The 17948-nt window shown below is 39.9% G+C and carries 16 protein-coding genes; 8 read left to right on the plus strand and 8 right to left on the minus strand.

The window, feature by feature from the left end:
• Positions 1 to 87: 87 nt before the first annotated feature.
• The 3 genes from PVK71_RS08465 to PVK71_RS08475 form a co-directional block, all read right to left on the minus strand.
• Positions 88 to 762 carry a hypothetical protein gene (locus PVK71_RS08465; protein WP_274417982.1) on the minus strand — a complete coding sequence of 225 codons (675 nt, stop codon included), beginning with the start codon at positions 760 to 762 and terminating at the stop codon, positions 88 to 90.
• A gap of 49 nt (positions 763 to 811) precedes the next feature.
• Positions 812 to 1438 carry a hypothetical protein gene (locus PVK71_RS08470; protein ID WP_274417984.1) on the minus strand — a complete coding sequence of 209 codons (627 nt, stop codon included), beginning with the start codon at positions 1436 to 1438 and terminating at the stop codon, positions 812 to 814.
• Positions 1439 to 1830: 392 nt separating this feature from the next.
• Positions 1831 to 2493, minus strand: a complete 663-nt coding sequence (locus PVK71_RS08475; protein WP_274417986.1) for a CatA-like O-acetyltransferase — start codon at positions 2491 to 2493, stop codon at positions 1831 to 1833.
• A gap of 167 nt (positions 2494 to 2660) precedes the next feature.
• Here PVK71_RS08475 and PVK71_RS08480 point away from each other — a divergent pair, with 167 nt between their 5' ends.
• The 3 genes from PVK71_RS08480 (at position 2661) to PVK71_RS08490 (ending at position 6077) form a co-directional block, all read left to right on the plus strand.
• Positions 2661 to 3164, plus strand: coding sequence for a YcxB family protein (locus PVK71_RS08480; protein WP_274417988.1), 504 nt, complete (start codon positions 2661 to 2663; stop codon positions 3162 to 3164).
• Between the two features lie 229 nt (positions 3165 to 3393).
• Complete coding sequence (locus tag PVK71_RS08485; RefSeq protein WP_274417990.1) at positions 3394 to 4488, plus strand: Fic family protein; 1095 nt, start codon at positions 3394 to 3396, stop codon at positions 4486 to 4488.
• 206 nt (positions 4489 to 4694) lie between these two features.
• Positions 4695 to 6077, plus strand: coding sequence for a hypothetical protein (locus tag PVK71_RS08490; protein ID WP_274417992.1), 1383 nt, complete (start codon positions 4695 to 4697; stop codon positions 6075 to 6077).
• Between the two features lie 202 nt (positions 6078 to 6279).
• Here the strand turns inward: PVK71_RS08490 and secF are convergent, their stop codons facing one another.
• The 4 genes from secF to PVK71_RS08510 form a co-directional block, all read right to left on the minus strand.
• On the minus strand, positions 6280 to 7179 hold the full coding sequence (gene secF, locus PVK71_RS08495; protein ID WP_274417994.1) for a protein translocase subunit SecF: 900 nt from the start codon (positions 7177 to 7179) through the stop codon (positions 6280 to 6282).
• A 3-nt stretch (positions 7180 to 7182) separates the two neighbouring features.
• Positions 7183 to 9006, minus strand: coding sequence for a protein translocase subunit SecD (gene secD, locus PVK71_RS08500; protein ID WP_274417996.1), 1824 nt, complete (start codon positions 9004 to 9006; stop codon positions 7183 to 7185).
• Between the two features lie 112 nt (positions 9007 to 9118).
• Positions 9119 to 9625 (minus strand): hypothetical protein, encoded by a 507-nt coding sequence (locus tag PVK71_RS08505; protein WP_274417997.1) that lies wholly within the window; start codon positions 9623 to 9625, stop codon positions 9119 to 9121.
• Positions 9626 to 9732: 107 nt separating this feature from the next.
• Complete coding sequence (locus PVK71_RS08510) at positions 9733 to 10647, minus strand: LysR family transcriptional regulator (RefSeq protein ID WP_274417999.1); 915 nt, start codon at positions 10645 to 10647, stop codon at positions 9733 to 9735.
• A gap of 129 nt (positions 10648 to 10776) precedes the next feature.
• Between PVK71_RS08510 and PVK71_RS08515 the strand changes: the two genes are divergently transcribed.
• From PVK71_RS08515 to PVK71_RS08535, 5 genes are all read left to right on the plus strand, one after another.
• Positions 10777 to 11847 carry an HlyD family secretion protein gene (locus PVK71_RS08515; protein ID WP_274418000.1) on the plus strand — a complete coding sequence of 357 codons (1071 nt, stop codon included), beginning with the start codon at positions 10777 to 10779 and terminating at the stop codon, positions 11845 to 11847.
• A gap of 2 nt (positions 11848 to 11849) precedes the next feature.
• The gene (locus PVK71_RS08520) at positions 11850 to 13454 is read left to right on the plus strand and encodes a DHA2 family efflux MFS transporter permease subunit (protein ID WP_274418001.1); all 1605 of its coding nucleotides are present in this window, start codon (positions 11850 to 11852) and stop codon (positions 13452 to 13454) included.
• A 69-nt stretch (positions 13455 to 13523) separates the two neighbouring features.
• Positions 13524 to 14225 carry a 16S rRNA pseudouridine(516) synthase RsuA gene (gene rsuA / locus PVK71_RS08525; RefSeq protein WP_274418002.1) on the plus strand — a complete coding sequence of 234 codons (702 nt, stop codon included), beginning with the start codon at positions 13524 to 13526 and terminating at the stop codon, positions 14223 to 14225.
• A gap of 189 nt (positions 14226 to 14414) precedes the next feature.
• Complete coding sequence (locus PVK71_RS08530; protein ID WP_274418003.1) at positions 14415 to 15620, plus strand: Bcr/CflA family multidrug efflux MFS transporter; 1206 nt, start codon at positions 14415 to 14417, stop codon at positions 15618 to 15620.
• The gene (locus PVK71_RS08535; RefSeq protein WP_274418005.1) at positions 15621 to 16307 is read left to right on the plus strand and encodes a DUF2913 family protein; all 687 of its coding nucleotides are present in this window, start codon (positions 15621 to 15623) and stop codon (positions 16305 to 16307) included.
• A 76-nt stretch (positions 16308 to 16383) separates the two neighbouring features.
• Here the strand turns inward: PVK71_RS08535 and PVK71_RS08540 are convergent, their stop codons facing one another.
• Positions 16384 to 17835 (minus strand): DUF2867 domain-containing protein, encoded by a 1452-nt coding sequence (locus tag PVK71_RS08540; protein WP_274418006.1) that lies wholly within the window; start codon positions 17833 to 17835, stop codon positions 16384 to 16386.
• Positions 17836 to 17948: the final 113 nt, after the last annotated feature.

Genomic DNA, 17948 nt, shown 5'->3' on the forward strand with positions numbered 1-17948 from the left:
ATAATTATCTGAGTTTAACTTGTTATGACGGTCTGAACTTCGCCAGACCGTTAAAGATAATTATTTTTTAATCATATCTTACGAATTTTAGAATGAGAGTCGTCCTCCAACATTCCAACTATATTCTGTTTCTGTCATACCATAATAAGTATCATGAGGTGTGAAAGCCGAGATTTTTGCATACGGATAGATGTGCCATACAGGACGCATTGTTCCGATTGAGAATTCCAATTCACTTGCTTGCCCTTGGTTGAAATCAAGCATATCAGATCTGTCTTCTGCATAATGGAATTCATACTTACTCGTAATATAAGCATGTTGAAAGTATTTGGCAGCAGAAACATAGCCTGAATATTTATTTGCGTTATCGACAGTAATCCACGTAAATCCATTACGGACAAACTCAGTTGTCATCCCCACCTTTGTTGAATATCCATCAAAAAATCGTGTTGCTGAGAGTTCAATAAAGTGTGTTTTTGTTTTTACGCCATCAATGCCAGCTACTTCTGACATTAACCAATCGTCTTTTAAGCCGTACTCATAATAAGAAGCGAGCTTCCAATTTTGATTAACAAATTGATGATAACCAATCCCTAAACCAACCCAATTATCGTTATCTCCACCTATATATAAATACGTATTTTTAGTTACCGCGGCGGTAACACCAACCTCTACGACATCCTTTTCAATTGATAAATCAATTCCAGCAATAGCTGAACTACAGAGCATCATTGCGCTGCAAATAATTGAAATGGTTTTCATGTTTTAACCTAGGAAGGTGCTCCTAGTACGTAACTAGGAGCGAGGGAAGTTAGTTTAAGCGAGAGCGGATCGAATCACGGATAGTATTACGATCAATATTTCGGTCAGTATTTTCCATTAGAGGACGTAATCCTCCTTGAACCGTATCACGACCAATGATGATTGCTTCACCATCAATAACAATACCAAAATCACCTTCATAGTCACCTTGGCGAATAACACTTACATAATGCTCATTGCCGTCTTTATCTTGAATCATCATAGACTGACCGTGCCAATTTATACTTGTGATTGTGAACACATTGCCGTTGGCATCCGTAATGGTGTTACCTGAAATGGTGTAGCTCGCTTCAGGACCATTATCAATTGGTGGCATTTCAGGACCACCCCATACAGGAGGTAATCGGTCTGGAGTACTCGTTCCTGTATCTATTCCCCAATCAGGTGTGTTATCGATATCAGGAACAGATGGCGTAGGAAGACCAAAATCAGGATCAGCAAGACCCCAATCAGGAGTATCGCCAACATCTAACCCCCACTCTGGAGTATTATCGATATCTGGAATAACAGGATTACCTGGATTCGTTTGTCCAGAACCATTAGAGCCGCCTGAAGAAGAACAACCTGATAATAATAAAGAAGCTGAGACAACAGCTGCTAAAAGAGATTTATTCATAATGTATCACCTAAAGTCTTATCATAATTTACTGACGCTTAAATGGGTCAGTGTAGAAAATATCACCCTTTCCATTGGCGCAATGACAGAGACTTTGTGGGCACATCAACAACCTAGTACCACTGAACAAAAATCAAAACCACGCTATTTGCAAATCCATGCGAGTTATTTGTTGAGAGAGATTATGGTAATTTGAGGTAGGGATATCTAATGATGATTGCTTTTGATGATTATAAGCAATACTTATTACTTAGTTATTAATAATGCCTATCAATAACTTATAAGAAGAAAAACCCCATTTTTTAACGGTCAAAAATTAAAAAGAAATATTTGTGATGCGAATAATAGAATTAATCTAATCACTTTTAACGAGCGAAATATAAATATGAACGCTATTTAACTCGCTCAAGCTGTGATGGATTATCAAACATCGCTTGTAATGTCTGTATGAATTGCCCCACGTGTAAGCCATCCATTAAACCATGATGCACTTCAATAGATAGGGGCATACGCCATTGTTCACCTTGTTGAACCAATTTCCCAAATGCCATTTTTGACACACTGTCAGGGAAGTTAACGTCTCTCGCATGAGTCATACTAGTGAAATCAATCCATGGCAATACGGTTAAATGAATCGTATTCTGCTTCATTTCTTGGCCAATGAACTGCTCTACAATAAAAGGCGTGTTCTTAATCCGCGTTTCAGCGTTGGTGGCACTGGTGGTAAAGTCAGAAAACGTAGGCTCATGGTCTAAATCGCAAAAACGTACCGTATTATCATCGGCGAGTAGCGCTACACTGACGCACATAGGCGAGTAAATACGTACTTCTTCACCTATCAGGCGATAGCTCATCGGTTCACATTTATTTAGCGCTTGCTGAGTTAGGTAAAGATAAGCATGAAAGAAGCGATGATTATGCTGCTTACAATATTGGCGCAGTGCCGTTACGTCGATATTGGAACAAATGTTATACCAAGGATGACTAAAACCTTGATAAAACTTCAAATGTTGAGCTCGCGCCCACTGGCTGACATCTAGCACTTCATATGCCATTTGATTTCCCTATTAGAGTACACTGATTTTGGTTGGGCTGATTCTATATACCTAATCGACGTTAAGATATATTTGAATGTAGAAAAGCTCTAAGAAACGGTACAATACCCAAGTTGCAAGTTAGCAGCATAGAAACTCATTCACATAAAACCGTAAAGTAGCCCTATATGTCTAAAGATTTTAGTGTCACCACAGAATACATACTCGACAAGACTTTCTTTGCAGAGTGTTATGATCAAACTAGCCAACCAATTACTTTTCCGAAAGCCTATTTAAAAGGAATTCTCTTTTTTCTTTTTGGTGTGGCGCTATTAAAACTTGAGCTATTACCTAATGGTTACATTGGTTGGTTCTTTATTGCGTTGAGTATTATTGAAGCGTTCAGTATTTATTTTAAGAAAACGTGGTGGGTATGGCGACAATCCATCAGCTCGCTCTCTGGCAGTAAAGTGGTGTTTCAGGTTGATGCAAATGGTGTGAGTTATAAAAGCCTTAAAAACACCAAAAATTCCCGCACCATCGCTTGGAGTGATATCGACCAAGTTGAACAAAGTGATTTAGGGCTTATTTTTCATATTGGAAAACAGCGCCAATACGTCAGTAAATCGTGCTTAAATGAGGAAGAAATCGCCTTTATTTTAGAGCAGCATGAACAATCAAAAGCTGAGTAATCTAAGCCGCATTTTATTGCGGCTTTTTAGCGCCTATCTAACCCATAAACACTAAATCTTACCGCCTTTAAAATAGGTTTAACTTGTTGTGATGCGAATAGCACCTCTAATCTAATCATTTAATGATGTGATTAGGAGGGTTAATCGCATCATTAAATGATTTGAATAAGCAGGCTATTCGCATCATACTGTGATTAGATTAAGCGAAATTAAATCAGAGGAAGGCATTATGTGGATATGGCAGCAAGATAAATGGCCTCACTTTTATTGGAATGAACACGTTATTGAACCGTTATTAAGGTCGGTTAGATTTAACCAAGGGCTTTTATTAGGCAAGATGACGAGTCAAGACCAAGAAAAAACCATGCTTGATACATTACTCGCCAATATTGTCCACTCAAGCGCAATTGAAGGTGAAACGTTAAATGCGTTTTCGGTACGTTCTTCTTTAGCGAATAAATTAGGGTTAAGTGAAGAAAGGCCTTTTCCAACTACAGAGCAGACTGATGGCCTAGCCGAGATCATGCTTGATGCGGTAGATAATTTAGATACTCCTTTAACGCTTGATCGTATTTTACATTGGCATGATCGCTTATTTCCTCAAGGTTACACCATGTTTAACCCTGTGGTGGGTGGGCAATTGCGTGGTGATGCACCTATGCAAGTGGTATCTGGCCGTATTGATCGTCCTGTGGTTCATTTTGAAGCACCAAGTAGAGACATTCTTGATGTTGAATTGAACCAGTTTATTGATTGGTTCAACACATCAAAAAGCGATGCTTCGTTAGATCCTCTATTAAGAGCGGCAATAACGCATTTATGGTTTGTGACGCTTCATCCACTTGATGATGGTAATGGAAGAATCACTCGTCTACTTACGGATCTCGCATTAGCGCAAGCGGAGCATCAATCGGTTCGATTCTATGCCATGTCAGTGGGTATCTTGGCGAATCGCAAAAGCTATTATGAGATTTTAGAGCAAACCCAAAAAGGGGAGTTAGATATTACCGCTTGGCTACAATGGTTTTTTGAAACTCTTAATAGTACGTTTGCAGAAGTCTTTAACGAAATAGACAGAACGATTTTTAAAACCAATTTTTGGCGCAAGGTTGATCAAACCAAGCTGACAGAAGAGCAAGTTAAAGTACTTAACCGAATGTTAGATGGGGATTTTGAAGATGGAATTAACACCTCTCAATACCATAAAGTTGCAAAGGTCAGTAAGCCCACTGCAACTCGGCATTTAGCAACCTTAGTTGAGCTTGGTTGTTTGGTTAAAACTGGGGCGGGTGGTCGTAGTACTCGTTATGTTTTGGGAGAGTAGGAGTTTTGTTAGCCAAATCAAGATATCAGGGTACTTAACCGACTTATTAAATCATTTAGTATTCCGTTGAGAGTAGCTAAATATTTTTTAGATAACTCGATTTTTGATGGTTTAGGGCATCATATTAACTTTAAGAGTGGGTTAACATTAGTTAGTGGTTAGAATTTTTTATAATTAAAGAGAAAGTTAGTAGCTAAAGGAAGTAAATGAACTTTGATCAAAATTTTATAGATAGTGTTAGATGCTCTGAAATGAAAATACATTGTTTATCTGTCCGTATTTGGCAAAAGCAGATCAATGGTCTGGAACTTAATGGACATGGAACAATAACACAAAATAAATTTGGAACATTAATCTTGGAAATGGTTTGTACGAAAACTCAGTATGAACAGAGAGAGTCTCTAGAGCCTTCAATGAAATTTCCAAAAGACCATTTGAAACCAGAAGAAGAGTTGTTTGCTGAGTTCATAGACATATCAGGCAGAGCATGGGAAACACAAGGCTTTAAGCTGGAGATATCAGGGTTTCAACTATATGAAAATAAAGTTATCTATGCCCCTTTGTTGTATATATCTTCGGAAGAGATCCGAGAAGAAAGTACTGACAGTCCATACTTGCACTTTGAGTTTGAACAGTCTATTGATATACCTTTCAATAAAAGTAATCGAACTATATCAACCGCAACTGGTTCAGAATCATTTGGATTCAATGAACTTAATTTTGAGATAGAAAATATAGAAGTGAGGATTGTTAATGAGGCTGAATATCGCTTTGTCAAAGCTAGCGGTGACTTTGTCCCAAAAGATTTTGAACTGTGCGTCAGGTTTTTTCTTAACTTTTCGTGTGGAGTTTTAATTCAACCTTACATTCTTTTTACAAATATTAGGAATGTATCTCAATGTATAATTCGAAGCTTTAACAACCAAATATTACATAAGCGTTCGACAAATCCGATCCCAAGTAATATTCAAATTCCCGAAGGAAGAGATAATTATAGTATTGATTTATTGCAACGATTTTTAATCTTACAATCCGAAAATATTAAGTATTTTAATTGCTTAAATAATCAGTGGGAACGTGTGTGGCGTGGGTTTAATTCGTCAGATGACATTGCTGAGTTAGTATTATCAGTTGCTGTCGAGGGAATTTTAAATGACATTTACATACCAGATTTTAAGCTTCATAGGCTAGATGAAGATTTAGTTGAAACAATAAAAAAGATAAAGGTGAAATTAAAAACGCTCGATATTGAGCCTGAACATTTAAGCCGTTTGGTATCAAGTATTTCTTATTGGAAAAATATTACAGCTGCTAAAGCGCTTGATATTTTAATATCAGAGTCTGTTTTAGGTGGGAATGATAAGAAACTATGGAATAAAATTCGTAATGCTAGTGCTCACCCGATATCTAAGGATACGAATCATATAGAAGAACAGCAAAAAAGGGATGATTTATATTCATGTATAGATATCTTTCATAAATTGGTATTGAACGTGCTTGCGTATTCAGGGCCAGTGACGTTATTCTCGTTAGATTATAGGAATGCTGTGTATTGGGAGCATCAACAAGTTCTTGGTATTTCAAGTTAATAGTTTAATTGCCTTTTTGCGTCTAATAAAACTAAATGCATAGTTCTAGTTTGTTTATTTTTGTCCAATAGTGAGCAAAACACCAAAAGATAAATGCAATAACTACAACACCACCCACAAAAAAGGGATCTAGCCTAAACCAGCTCCCCCAACATCAAGCCGCATTCCCTGCGGCTTTTTACTATCTATCTAAACCTAACTCTTACGGCTCTTCCGAAATCGGTTTTGGCTTGTAGTGCTCTGAATTCAAACCAAAGTACTCAGGTAAACTTGTACCTACTGAGATAGAAGACCAAGTACCCGTCACGATACCGATGAACATCGCAATCGCAAAGCCTTCTAGTGGACCGCCACCCAATAACCATAAAGAACCAACAGTGATTAGGGTAGTTCCTGATGTCACCATAGTACGAGAGAAGGTTGCCGCAACCGCTTCGTTATTTACTTCTTGGATAGATAACTCAGGCTTGGCAATTAATAGCTCACGAATTCTATCTGCAATGATGATAGAGTCATTCAACGAGTAACCTAAAATCGCCAAAATAGCGGCTAGGGTGGTTAAGTTAAACTCCATTTGAGTCGCAGCAAAGAAACCAAGCACAAACACGATATCGTGGGTTAGGGCAAACAAAGAGCCAGAAGCCAAACGCCATTCAAAGCGGTAGCTTAAGTACGCTAATATAACCAAAACCGACACTAATAACGCCATGCCGCCTTGCTCAGTTAGCTCTTGGCCTACTTGTGGACCAACGATACTGGTGTTCAATACTTGAATATCGGTATGCAGCGGAGCAAGTACCTCAGTCAGCGGTGGAAGTTCAACGCCTTTTGGTGGAATCGCATAACGCAACACCCAACGACCCGGCTCACCAGAGGCAATCACCGCCACATCTTGTTTAAAGCTTGCATCTAATAATGGCGCAATTTCACTGCTTGTGATTTTGCTATCAATTTGAACTTCACTCACGATACCGCCAGTGAAATCTAAGCCCCAGTTAAGGCCTTTCATAGCTATCATCGATAATGCAAAAATCATTAAACCGATAGAAACCACACTCGTCATGTGACGCCATTTTGTTGCATTTTTCATATTTATAAACATAACTTAAACCCTAACATCATGACGAGAATCACGACCCCAAACTAAATTGATAATGGCACGTGACGCGAAGATGCCGGTGAACATACTGGTTAATAGACCTAAGCCCAGAGTTAATGCAAAGCCTTGGATAGGGCCGTTACCGATAGTGTATAGAACCACTGCGGTAATCATTGTGGTGAAGTTGGCATCGAAAATGGTACCAAATGCACTACTAAAGCCTCTATCAATGGCTTGAGCCAATGTTCGACCTTCTTTCTGTTTATCTTTAATACGCTCAAATATCAGTACGTTGGTATCTACCGCCATACCTACGGTCAGTACAAGACCTGCAATACCCGGAAGCGTAAGAACCGCACCCGGAATAAGCGCAAGCAGACCAAATAGCATCACCATGTTGCCAATCAGTGCAATGTTGGCAACCCAGCCTAAACGACGATACCACACCGCCATAAACAGCAGCGTTAAACCAAGACCAAGACCTAAAGCGGCAAAACCATTTTGGATGTTTTCAGCACCTAGCGTTGGACCAATAGTACGTTCTTCAACGATGGTTACTGGTGCAGTTAATGAACCAGCACGTAGAAGCAGAGCAAGCTCTTGAGATTCTTGAAGAGAACCAGAGCCTGTGATTCTAAAACGGCTACCTAGTTGACTTTGAATTGTCGCCACACTGATGATTTGGTTACTTTGCTCTGTGTTACCTGCGCTATCACGGCTGTATTCGTTGTATGAGGTTGCCATTGGCTTGCCGACATTGTGACGAGAGAACTCAGACATGATTTTGCCGCCTGAACTATCAAGAACAATGTTTACTTCCGCCATGCCCATTTCGCCAAGGCTAGCGCGAGCATCAACAATGTGATCACCCGTTAGCACTGGTTTTCTGCCTACGCGAACTGGTTGGCCGTTTTGATCAGGAACGATCATTGTGCTGCCAGTGCCTTGTTCTTTTACTGCGTAGAAAGCAAGACTTGCTGTCGCACCAATAACGTTTTTCGCAGCAGCTGGATCTTGAACGCCCGGAAGCTCGATACGAATGCGGTTTTCACCTTGGCGTTGAACCAGTGCTTCGGTAATACCTAACTCTTCAATACGGCTACGCATGGTTTGAAGGTTTTGCTGTACCGTTAGGTTACGTACGGCAATTTTTTCATCTTCTTTAAGCGTTAATTTAAGATCAAAATCGTCGCCGCTAGTCACTTGCCAAGTTGGGTAGTTTTTATGGATAAACTGACGAGCAGCGTGGCTAGCTTCTTCTGATGGCAAACGCACCACTAAGCTATCACTGCCTTCTTTTTGGAATCGAACGGAACGAATGCGTTCTTCACGCAGCTCTTGTTTTAAAGAATCAGACAGCTCGTTACGTTGTGCTTGGTAAACTTGGTTTACATCAACATCGAGTAAGAATTGCACACCACCACGTAAATCAAGGCCAAGTTTGATTGGTTCAAAGCCCATATTTTGCAACCAAGCAGGTGCCGCTGGCGCAAGAGAGAGTGCTAATGTTGTGCCTTTTTTACTGTCATCAATCACAGAGGCCAGTACGTCTTTAGCGGCAACTTGTTGTGCTTCATCTTGCAAAATAACGATGGTTTTATCGCCTTTTTGCTCGATGCGTTTTACGTTAATGCCTTGTTCTGTCAGGGTGTTTTGTAGCGAGACAACCGTTGGGATTTGTCCTTCTTTGTTGGTGATTTGCACGGCGGCATCTTCACCATACCAAGTCGGGATCGCACTCAGTAGTAGAATTACAAGGGTCGTAATAAGTACGATGTATTTCCATTTAGAATAATGGTTCAGTCGTTGTATTGGTTGTTTTCTTTGCATAATAATTTCACCTCACATACGAAGTTGCGTATGCGAAAAAGTCACAAATCTAGCTAGTTCGTAATAAACGAATAATAACTAAGTGATAAATCAATGGATTTTGGGTGTGAAATTAAGCGTGTGGGTATAACCGCTGGCTGTAGAGAAGGTTACTTTCCTTCCAAGCCGAAATTCGTGAGGTAGATGAATAGGTGTTTAATGCCCAATTGACCGTTGGTTTTGGTTTTTCTTGATAACCAATGGTTAATTGTTCAGCGGGGATTGCTGGGATCTCTAGTGCTAACTCATAAACAGGAAAGACTTCTTCTGGCTCATGACGAGCTAAATTCGCCATACGAGAAGAATAGGCGATGCCTAAATTAACGTCGTGGCTTTGAGATGCATTTTGAGAGTGTAATGCTGTTGGGTCAGTTTGAGCGTTGTCGATGGCACACGTAGAGAAATCAATCGATAGAATAGAAGAGCTATCAACAGAAAGTGTCACAGGAACGGTAGAATGTTGCTCAATGGTCAATTCTGAGAAGTCACTGTAGCTATTTTGATGATATGCAGATGCCTGAGCAAGCGAGCTTACCCCAAAGCAAAGACAAATTATCAATAATCGAAACAGTTGAACCACGAAAAACCCAATGATGTGCAAATAGACCATCGCATCGTATTCGATGAACGGCCTTGCTGGCAAGAACAAATTAATAAATTAAAAAACAATATGTGCTTTTTTCTTAATTATTTATTTTTGTTTCTTTCTGCAGCGGTCAATTCAAATCGCTCAAGTACATGGTCAATAAAAACACGTAATCGTTTTGGTATCAGTTTATTTTGTGGAAACACCAAGCTAATCGCCGCTTTTGGCAAATCCCAATCAGGAAGAATTTGCACCAGTTCGCCATTTTTGATGTGCTCTCGACATAAGAACTCAGGTAAAGAAGCGATGCCTAAACCACTTAAACAAGCAGATTTACACGCCGTAATGGTATTCACTTTCAAGCGATAAGGCAGATTAACGCGAATGGCTTTATCGACTTGGTTAAAATACAGATTAGGCACTTTTACCGCGTTAACGACTTTGATTTGATGATGAGGTGACTGGAGATCTTCTGGTGAGGTAATCATTCCATAAGTGTCTAAATACTCAGGGCTTGCCACAATAATACGCTCAGAAAAATCGATGGTTCGTGCGACTAACGAAGAGTCGTTGATCTCGCCAATTTGGACATAAAGATCAATACCATCACCAATAATATCGACGGCTCTATTGGTCATTTCAACATTAACTGAGACTTCAGGGTAGCGTTTAAGAAAGCTGTTGATGTAATCAGACATGACGTTATGCCCGATCTCTACTGGCATGGCTAAGTTAAGATGACCGCGAATTAAATTTTGATTTGCAGTCAGCTCTAGCTCGGTTTGTTGCATGATATCGAGCACTTTAACGCTGGCTTGATAAAAAACCTCACCTTCCTGAGTTAAGCCTAATTTTCGTGTCGAACGAGTGATCAACTTCACGCCTAGATGCTCTTCAAGCTCTGCAAGTTTTCGACTAACGGTTGATTTTGTCATTCCAAGATTAATAGCGGCTTGAGTAAAGCTACCAGAATCAATCACTTGATTTAATATGGTGATGTTATTCAAATCCATCATTAGGCGATCTCTTATTGATTGGTAAGATTTATGCAACAGTGTTTCCTTTTTTTCCTATCTAATCAACAAATCATTTTCGTTTTATACTCTGCTTCTCTTATTTATTGCATTCATGTTGATTCAGCGTGAATGGCTTCATCTTCAAAGTGGGTACGTATCGTGGCAGAACAACAAAAGAAAAAAAATAAAGCACCTTTGATTGCAACGATTGTGATTATTCTATGTGGTCTTGCAGGGGCGAGTTATTGGTACGGTTATGGACAATACTTCCAATCAACAGACAATGCGTATCTGCAAGGTGATATCACAACGATCAGCCCTAAAGTAGGCGGTTACATTGCCAAAACATTTGTTGAAGATAACCAAGTAGTGAAAGCGGGTGATTTATTGGCAACCATAGACAGTCGTGATTTTGAGGCAGAGAAAGAGAAAGCAGAGGCGAATGTATTAGTTAGCTCTGCTGCAATTAAGAATCTAGCGGCTGAGCGTAAGTTGCAAGACATTCGTATTCGTCAAGCGGCGAGTGAGATTGAATCAGCCAATGCAGAATATGAGCGCGCCCAGCAACAAGTTAAACGTACTAAGGCGTTAATTAAAAAGAATTACTCGTCACAAGATGAGTTAGATAATAACGTTTCGCACCTTAAAGTGTCATTGGCAAATGTGGATGCGGCGAAGGCTAATTACCAAGCATCTAAAGAACAAATCAATGTGATTGAAAGCGAAATTGCTCAAGCGGAGGCTGGGTTAGCTCAAGCCAAAGCGGCGTTAGAACAAACAGAAATTAACCTGTCTTACACTAATATCTATGCCCCGATTGATGGCGTGGTTGGTAAACGTAGTTTGCGCAGCGGTTTATTAGTTCAAGCGGGTATGCCTTTGCTTAGTTTAGTTCCAACAACAGATGTTTGGATTGAAGCAAACTTTAAAGAAACGCAACTGGGTGATATTCACAAAGGACAAAAAGTGTTTGTAGACCTTGATGCCTACCCTGATCTACACCTAAAAGGCATTGTTGATAGTTTTTCTCCTGCAACGGGCGCTAAGTTTGCGTTACTGCCACCAGAGAATGCGACCGGTAACTTCACTAAAATTGTGCAACGTGTGCCAGTTAAAATCAGTATTTTAAATACGGAATTATTAGAAGGTAAGTTGATCCCAGGTCTTTCAGTGGTAGCAACGGTTGATACTCGAGGTTAATTATGTCTCAAGAATTAACACAAGCAGGTGCTTCTGATATAGCGGAAAAACCGGCAGAGCCTGAGATCCCTAGACGTCATTGGATAGCCTTATTTGGTGGTTTGTTGGGTGCGTTTATGGCGATTTTGGATATCCAGATCACCAACTCATCTCTAAAAGACATTCAAGGTGCGCTATCGGCCACCATGGATGAGAGCTCGTGGATATCGACGTCTTATCTTGTGGCAGAAATGATTGCGATTCCATTAAGTGGTTGGCTATCTGTTGCGATTGGTAAACGCCGTTATCTAACTTGGACTACCATCATTTTTGCTGTGGCATCGGTGCTGTGTTCTGTGTCTTGGAATATGGGGTCAATGATCGTCTTTCGTGCGATCCAAGGTTTTAGTGGTGGGGCGTTAATTCCATTGGCTTTCTCTTTGGTTGTTCAGTTATTGCCATTGAATAAGCGTGCAGTTGGGATGGCGTTATTTGGGGTAACAGCGACGTTTGCGCCTTCTATCGGGCCAACACTGGGCGGTTGGTTAACTGAAAACTTCTCATGGCACTATATTTTCTATATCAACATTCCGCCAGCTATCGCGCTTATTTGCATGGTCAATTATGGGCTTGATGATGAGCCATTAAAATTAGACAGTTTGTTAAAAGCCGATTGGTTTGGTATTACCACCATGGCGATTGGTCTTGGTTGTTTGGAGGTGGTACTAGAAGAGGGGAATCGTGAGGAGTGGTTTAGCTCTAGTTTCATCATTACCTTATCTATTATTTCGGCAATTAGCTTAATTTATTTTGTGATTAATGAGCTACAGCATAAGAACCCTCTGGTGAATTTGCGGCTATTGAAACAAAGTCAGTTTGCGATGTCATGTATGGCCTATTTGATATTAGGGATGGCACTGCTGGGTTCTATTTATGTGCTGCCAATGTATATGATCCAAATTCAGGGCTATAACGCGTTGGAGATTGGTGAAGTGTTAATGTGGATGGGTTTTCCTCAATTATTGATCTTCCCATTAGTGCCGAAATTAACGCAGATCATTAAAGCGAAATATTTGGTGTTTTTTGGCTTTTCGATGTTTGGCGTCAGCTGCTTTGTAAATACGCACATGAGTTATTTATTTGGCGGCGACCAATTGATTTTCTCTATGTTATTACGTGCAATTGGCAGTCCGTTCATCATGGTTCCTTTGTCATTGGTAGCGATGGAAGAGATTAAAAAACAAGATGTGGCAGACGCTTCTACCATTACTAATGTATTGCGTAATTTGGGTGGTGCATTCAGTATCGCCATTATCGCGACCATGCTGGATAACAAAACTCGTGAGCATTTGGGGCACATTAAAGAAACACTAACTAGCGTGAGTACCGACGGTTGGTATCAATTGCAACAGAGTGCAGCGATGTTTGTCTCAAAGGGCAGTGATCCTGCAACGGCTATGTTGCAAGCTAAAGCATCATTAACCATGACGATGCAGCGAGATGCGGCGATTATGGCGTATAATGATGTCTTTTTAATGATGACATTCTTCTTAGGTTTTGCTGCTTTTATGATGTTTTTTGTTAAATCAAATTCGAATCCTGCATCAATTGAAGGTGGGGCGCATTAATTTTTTATGTGTGCTCGCTTCTTCAAGTGGTTTGGGTATAATGCGGCAGAATATTGAAATGAGGTTCTCATGCGTTTAGATAAATTTTTGTGCGAAACAACAGGTGCCACTCGTAAAGAAGCAACTCGTATTATTAAAAGTGGTACGGTTACCGTTGATGGTGTGAAAACCAAGGTTACTTCTGTAAAAGTAACGGATGACTCAACGGTTGAGTGGGATGGTCGTGAACTTAAATTCCATGGTCCTCGTTATATTATGCTATTTAAGCCAGATGGTTACGTATGTTCACATGAAGACAATACACACCCATCGGCATTAACGCTTTTAGATGAAGTTAATCTTGAGAAACTGCACTTTGCTGGTCGTCTTGATGTAGATACCACAGGTTTAGTGTTAATTACTGATGATGGTCAATGGTCACATAAGATCACTTCTCCAAAACGTAAGTGCCCAAAAACGTACCGAGTGTGGCTAGCTGAATCTATTGGTGCTGATTACGCCGATAAATTAGCGGAAGGTATTCAACTTAAGAGCGAAACTGGTTTAACGATGCCAGCAGTAATGGAAATTGTTAATGAAGACGAAAATGAGCTTCTATTAACGATTCAAGAAGGCAAATATCACCAAGTGAAACGTATGTTTGCAGCGCTTGGCAATAAAGTTGATGGCTTACACCGTTCTCAAATTGGCGGTTTAGGTTTAGATTATTCACTAGAGCCTGGTGAATATCGTTACCTGACTGAAGAAGAAGTTGAAGCCGTATTCGCATAGCTTCTAGCTGCTTTATAAAGGAAAACGGTATGATCTCGGTCATGCCGTTTTTTTATAATATCAACCTGTATAAATATTTGAGTATCCTTGCGTAAATAAGTGCAAAGTTCTAACAATTGATAAGCAGACAAACGTTTGTCGTGTTAAAATTTCAAACTCCTTTTGCTCTTTCTTTTTGTAGGTTCAGTTATGTCCACAAGCTCTAGCGCTTCTCCTGAGGTACCCACACTCAATTTATTACTTATTGTTATTTTGGGTGCTATTGCGGCATTAACTCCACTTGCAATTGACATGTATTTGCCAGCAATGCCAAGTATTGCGGCTGACTTAGGTGTATCTGCCGGGTCGGTTCAAATGACATTAACGGCTTATACTGCCGGTTTTGCTATTGCTCAACTTATTCATGGCCCGCTTGCTGACAGTTATGGTCGTCGACCTGTTTTAATCATAGGGACTATTTTATTTGCCGTGTGTGCGGTGATTGGTGCTCTGGTTGATAGTATCGAGTCTTTAATGTATATCCGAGTATTGCAAGGCGTAGCTGGGGCGGCGTCATCAGTGGTTATTCAGGCCATTGTTCGTGATATGTTTGATAAAGAAGATTTTGCGAGAACCATGGCGTTTATTACTTTGGTAATGACGGTTGCGCCATTAGCGGCTCCTATGATTGGTGGGCATTTGGCGGTGTGGTTTGGTTGGCGCTCTATCTTTTGGTTATTGGCTGTTTTTTCGGTATTAATCATTTTTGCTATTCTTTGGAAAATTCCAGAAACGTTAAAAGAAGAGAATCGCGAACCGTTCAAATTAAGCTCTTCTTTACGAAATTATTTATCGTTATTTAAGAACCCGGTATCACTTGGGCTGATCTTCTCCGGCGCATTTTCATTCTCTTGCATGTTTGCATTTTTAACCGCTGGCTCATTTGTTTATATTGATATTTATGGAGTGAGTGTTCAGAACTTTGGTTACTTATTTGGTTTAAATATTGTTTTTCTAATTATTATGACGACACTAAATGGCCGCATCGTAAAACGAGCGGGCTCTCATAATATGTTAAAGTTGGGGCTGTCGATCCAGTTGTTCGCTGGCCTACTGATGATGATTGGTCAGTGGTTAGGTTGGGGGTTATGGGGAACAGTTATCCCAGTGGTCTTGTCGGTTGGGTGTATTTCTACTATTGGTAGTAATAGTATGGCGTTATTATTAAGTCATTACCCTAAAATGGCAGGGACAGCGTCTTCTCTAGCTGGTACATTACGTTTCGGTACTGGCTCATTAGTCGGGGTTGGTATTGCAATGCTGCCGTCAGATTCGGCATGGCCTATGGTAGGCGCAATGACGGCGTGTTCTATTTTATCTTTTGGTTGTTATTTTGTTTTTGGGCGAAAAGCGTAAATGAGTGAAAAAAAATCAGTGCAGTATTATCAAGAAATTCAGCGTGTAATCAATGCAGCATTAGGTGATTTACAAGAGTCAAAAGACAGTGGTCGTTTGCCTAAAAACCCTGTCAGTGCGAACCATTTTTTAATTCGCTGGGTAACCACAGCGATTAAGTCACAGCGTTTTGCTCATTGCGTAGCCGGTGATCTAAAAACATGGCAAAAAGAAGGGCGCACAAAAGGAACGGGTACTGAGTTGCCGACTCGTTTTGAGCATTACTCGCGTTTATATGGTGAGTTAGCGCCTGTTGAAAACACAAAGCCTATTACAAAAGAAGCGATTTTAGCGTGGGGTGAGTTTTTAGAAGAGGAGAAAGAGTGGTGTGTAACAACAGAATACGAAGTGCTGCCAAAAGCGTCTTTATTTTCTGATGGTGATCACTCACTAATTATCTGCTCTACACAGCTTGAATCGTGCTTTGACGGTGAAGATGATTCTGCCGAGTTAGTGAAACCATTAACCTGTTATGTTCGCGGTAATCACCATGAGTTTATTGAATCTGCTTATGAGCATGGTTTGATGGTTCACAAGCGTTCTGATTATAAGTCGAAAGTGAAATATCATGGTGAGTACCTGATTTACCCTCGTAATCACAGCTTACAATTAGCAGAAACGCCATTTTCATTTAATGTGAAGAAATAGCGTTTCTCTTTTATTTATCATAGTTAAAAGCGCAGATTATCTGCGCTTTTTTTATACCTACAGTATCGATACTTTCTTATTCTTTTAGTTCTTCGACTTCTGCTTTTTTACAAATAGCTTTCACCATGCCTTTAAAAATAAACAAATGCGCAGGGAACATAGCGAACCAATACATTAATCCCCAAAAGCCTTTCGGGTGCCACCATGCACGGACATCTAACTGGCGATGATTATCATCTATATCTTTGATTGAAAACTCTAATCGCCCTAGCCCTGGGGCTGTCATACCAAACAGTAATGATAAGAACTTATTCTCTTCGCAACGAATCACTTTCCATGAATCAATATAATCGCCTAGTTGTACTTTTCCTGATTCAGGTCTTCTTCTTATTGGGAATGAACCACCAAGTAAAGGATCTAACCATTCTCTGGTTCGCCATAATGCGTTTGCGAAGAAATAGCCTTCTTTACTGCCTAAACGTTCAATTACGGTCCATAATTGTTGAGCTGAGGCGGTGGTTGTAAAGTTTGCCCCTGCTTGTTTTGGATAGTAGCCATAATCTGATTTCCAACGCTTTAATGCACTTGGGTCAAAGCCCCAAATCTCTGTTTTTATTGTTTCGTCATTGGTTTCTTGGGCCTTATTTATGGCATCAGACAATGAGAGTAATGATTGTGGGAATGTACGTTCTATCTTTGAGTTATCCGCAATTAAATCATGGTCAATTCCTGCTAATAGTGCTCGGCCTAAATCTGACGGGACAGAAGTGACAATACCAAGCCATAAACCAGCAAAAGAAGGGGAAATAAACCGCGTTGGAATGATTTTTATAGATCGATGATTACGTTTGGCAATGAGATGGAATAGATCTTGGTAGGTCACCGTTTCAGGGCCGCCGGCTTCGAAGGTGATGGAGTCGGTTAGCGGATAATTAATACATTTAATTAAATAATAGTTTAGATTTTCTATCGCAATCGGGTTTGCTTGTGAGTTAATCCAAACCGGACAGATTAATATAGGGAAATGGTTAACAAAATCAGTCATGATTTCAAAAGCGGCAGAGCCCGTACCAATGATGATTCCTGAATTGATTTCTATGGTAGGGATACCTGTTGAACGCAGTAATTCACCCGTTTTCTTACGTGCAAGTAAATGTTGAGATTGATAGCCTTCTGGCTGTAAGGCACTTAAATAAATGATTTTAGATAGGGATGATTGTTCTGCTGCGATTTTAAAGTTTTCAGCAAGGGAGACTTCATAATCAATAAAGTCGTGTCCGTGGGACATGCCGTGAACCAAAAAGTACGCAATGTCACAGTGTTCTATTATAGGAAGAATAGAATCAGCGTCTTCTAAATCAAGGTAATGACATTGTAAGTTTGGATGGCTAACAACCCTATCGAGTAGATAATCTATATTACGAGCACAAGCAATGACGTTATGTCCTTGTTGTAATAGTTGTGGGATTAATTGTGATCCCACATAGCCAGAGGCACCAACGATTAAGATTGTCTTTTTTTTATTCAAGATTATTCCTTTATCTTGTGAATATAAATATTAATTACATTTTGATTCTAGTACAATTTGTAGGCATATACCTAATGGATCTTATGTAGTGCAAATGGTTAATTTGTTGTTTA

The sequence above is a fragment of the Aliivibrio sp. S4MY1 genome, from assembly GCF_028765545.1.
GTDB lineage: Bacteria > Pseudomonadota > Gammaproteobacteria > Enterobacterales > Vibrionaceae > Aliivibrio.

Coding starts and splice junctions, on each gene's coding strand:
- PVK71_RS08465 (WP_274417982.1), bottom strand. CDS start 762: ATGAAAACCATTTCAATTATTTGCAGCGCAATGATGCTCTGTAGTTCA.
- PVK71_RS08470 (WP_274417984.1), bottom strand. CDS start 1,438: ATGAATAAATCTCTTTTAGCAGCTGTTGTCTCAGCTTCTTTATTATTA.
- PVK71_RS08475 (WP_274417986.1), bottom strand. CDS start 2,493: ATGGCATATGAAGTGCTAGATGTCAGCCAGTGGGCGCGAGCTCAACAT.
- PVK71_RS08480 (WP_274417988.1), top strand. CDS start 2,661: ATGTCTAAAGATTTTAGTGTCACCACAGAATACATACTCGACAAGACT.
- PVK71_RS08485 (WP_274417990.1), top strand. CDS start 3,394: ATGTGGATATGGCAGCAAGATAAATGGCCTCACTTTTATTGGAATGAA.
- PVK71_RS08490 (WP_274417992.1), top strand. CDS start 4,695: ATGAACTTTGATCAAAATTTTATAGATAGTGTTAGATGCTCTGAAATG.
- secF (WP_274417994.1), bottom strand. CDS start 7,179: ATGTTTATAAATATGAAAAATGCAACAAAATGGCGTCACATGACGAGT.
- secD (WP_274417996.1), bottom strand. CDS start 9,006: ATGCAAAGAAAACAACCAATACAACGACTGAACCATTATTCTAAATGG.
- PVK71_RS08510 (WP_274417999.1), bottom strand. CDS start 10,647: ATGATGGATTTGAATAACATCACCATATTAAATCAAGTGATTGATTCT.
- PVK71_RS08515 (WP_274418000.1), top strand. CDS start 10,777: ATGGCTTCATCTTCAAAGTGGGTACGTATCGTGGCAGAACAACAAAAG.
- PVK71_RS08520 (WP_274418001.1), top strand. CDS start 11,850: ATGTCTCAAGAATTAACACAAGCAGGTGCTTCTGATATAGCGGAAAAA.
- rsuA (WP_274418002.1), top strand. CDS start 13,524: ATGCGTTTAGATAAATTTTTGTGCGAAACAACAGGTGCCACTCGTAAA.
- PVK71_RS08530 (WP_274418003.1), top strand. CDS start 14,415: ATGTCCACAAGCTCTAGCGCTTCTCCTGAGGTACCCACACTCAATTTA.
- PVK71_RS08535 (WP_274418005.1), top strand. CDS start 15,621: ATGAGTGAAAAAAAATCAGTGCAGTATTATCAAGAAATTCAGCGTGTA.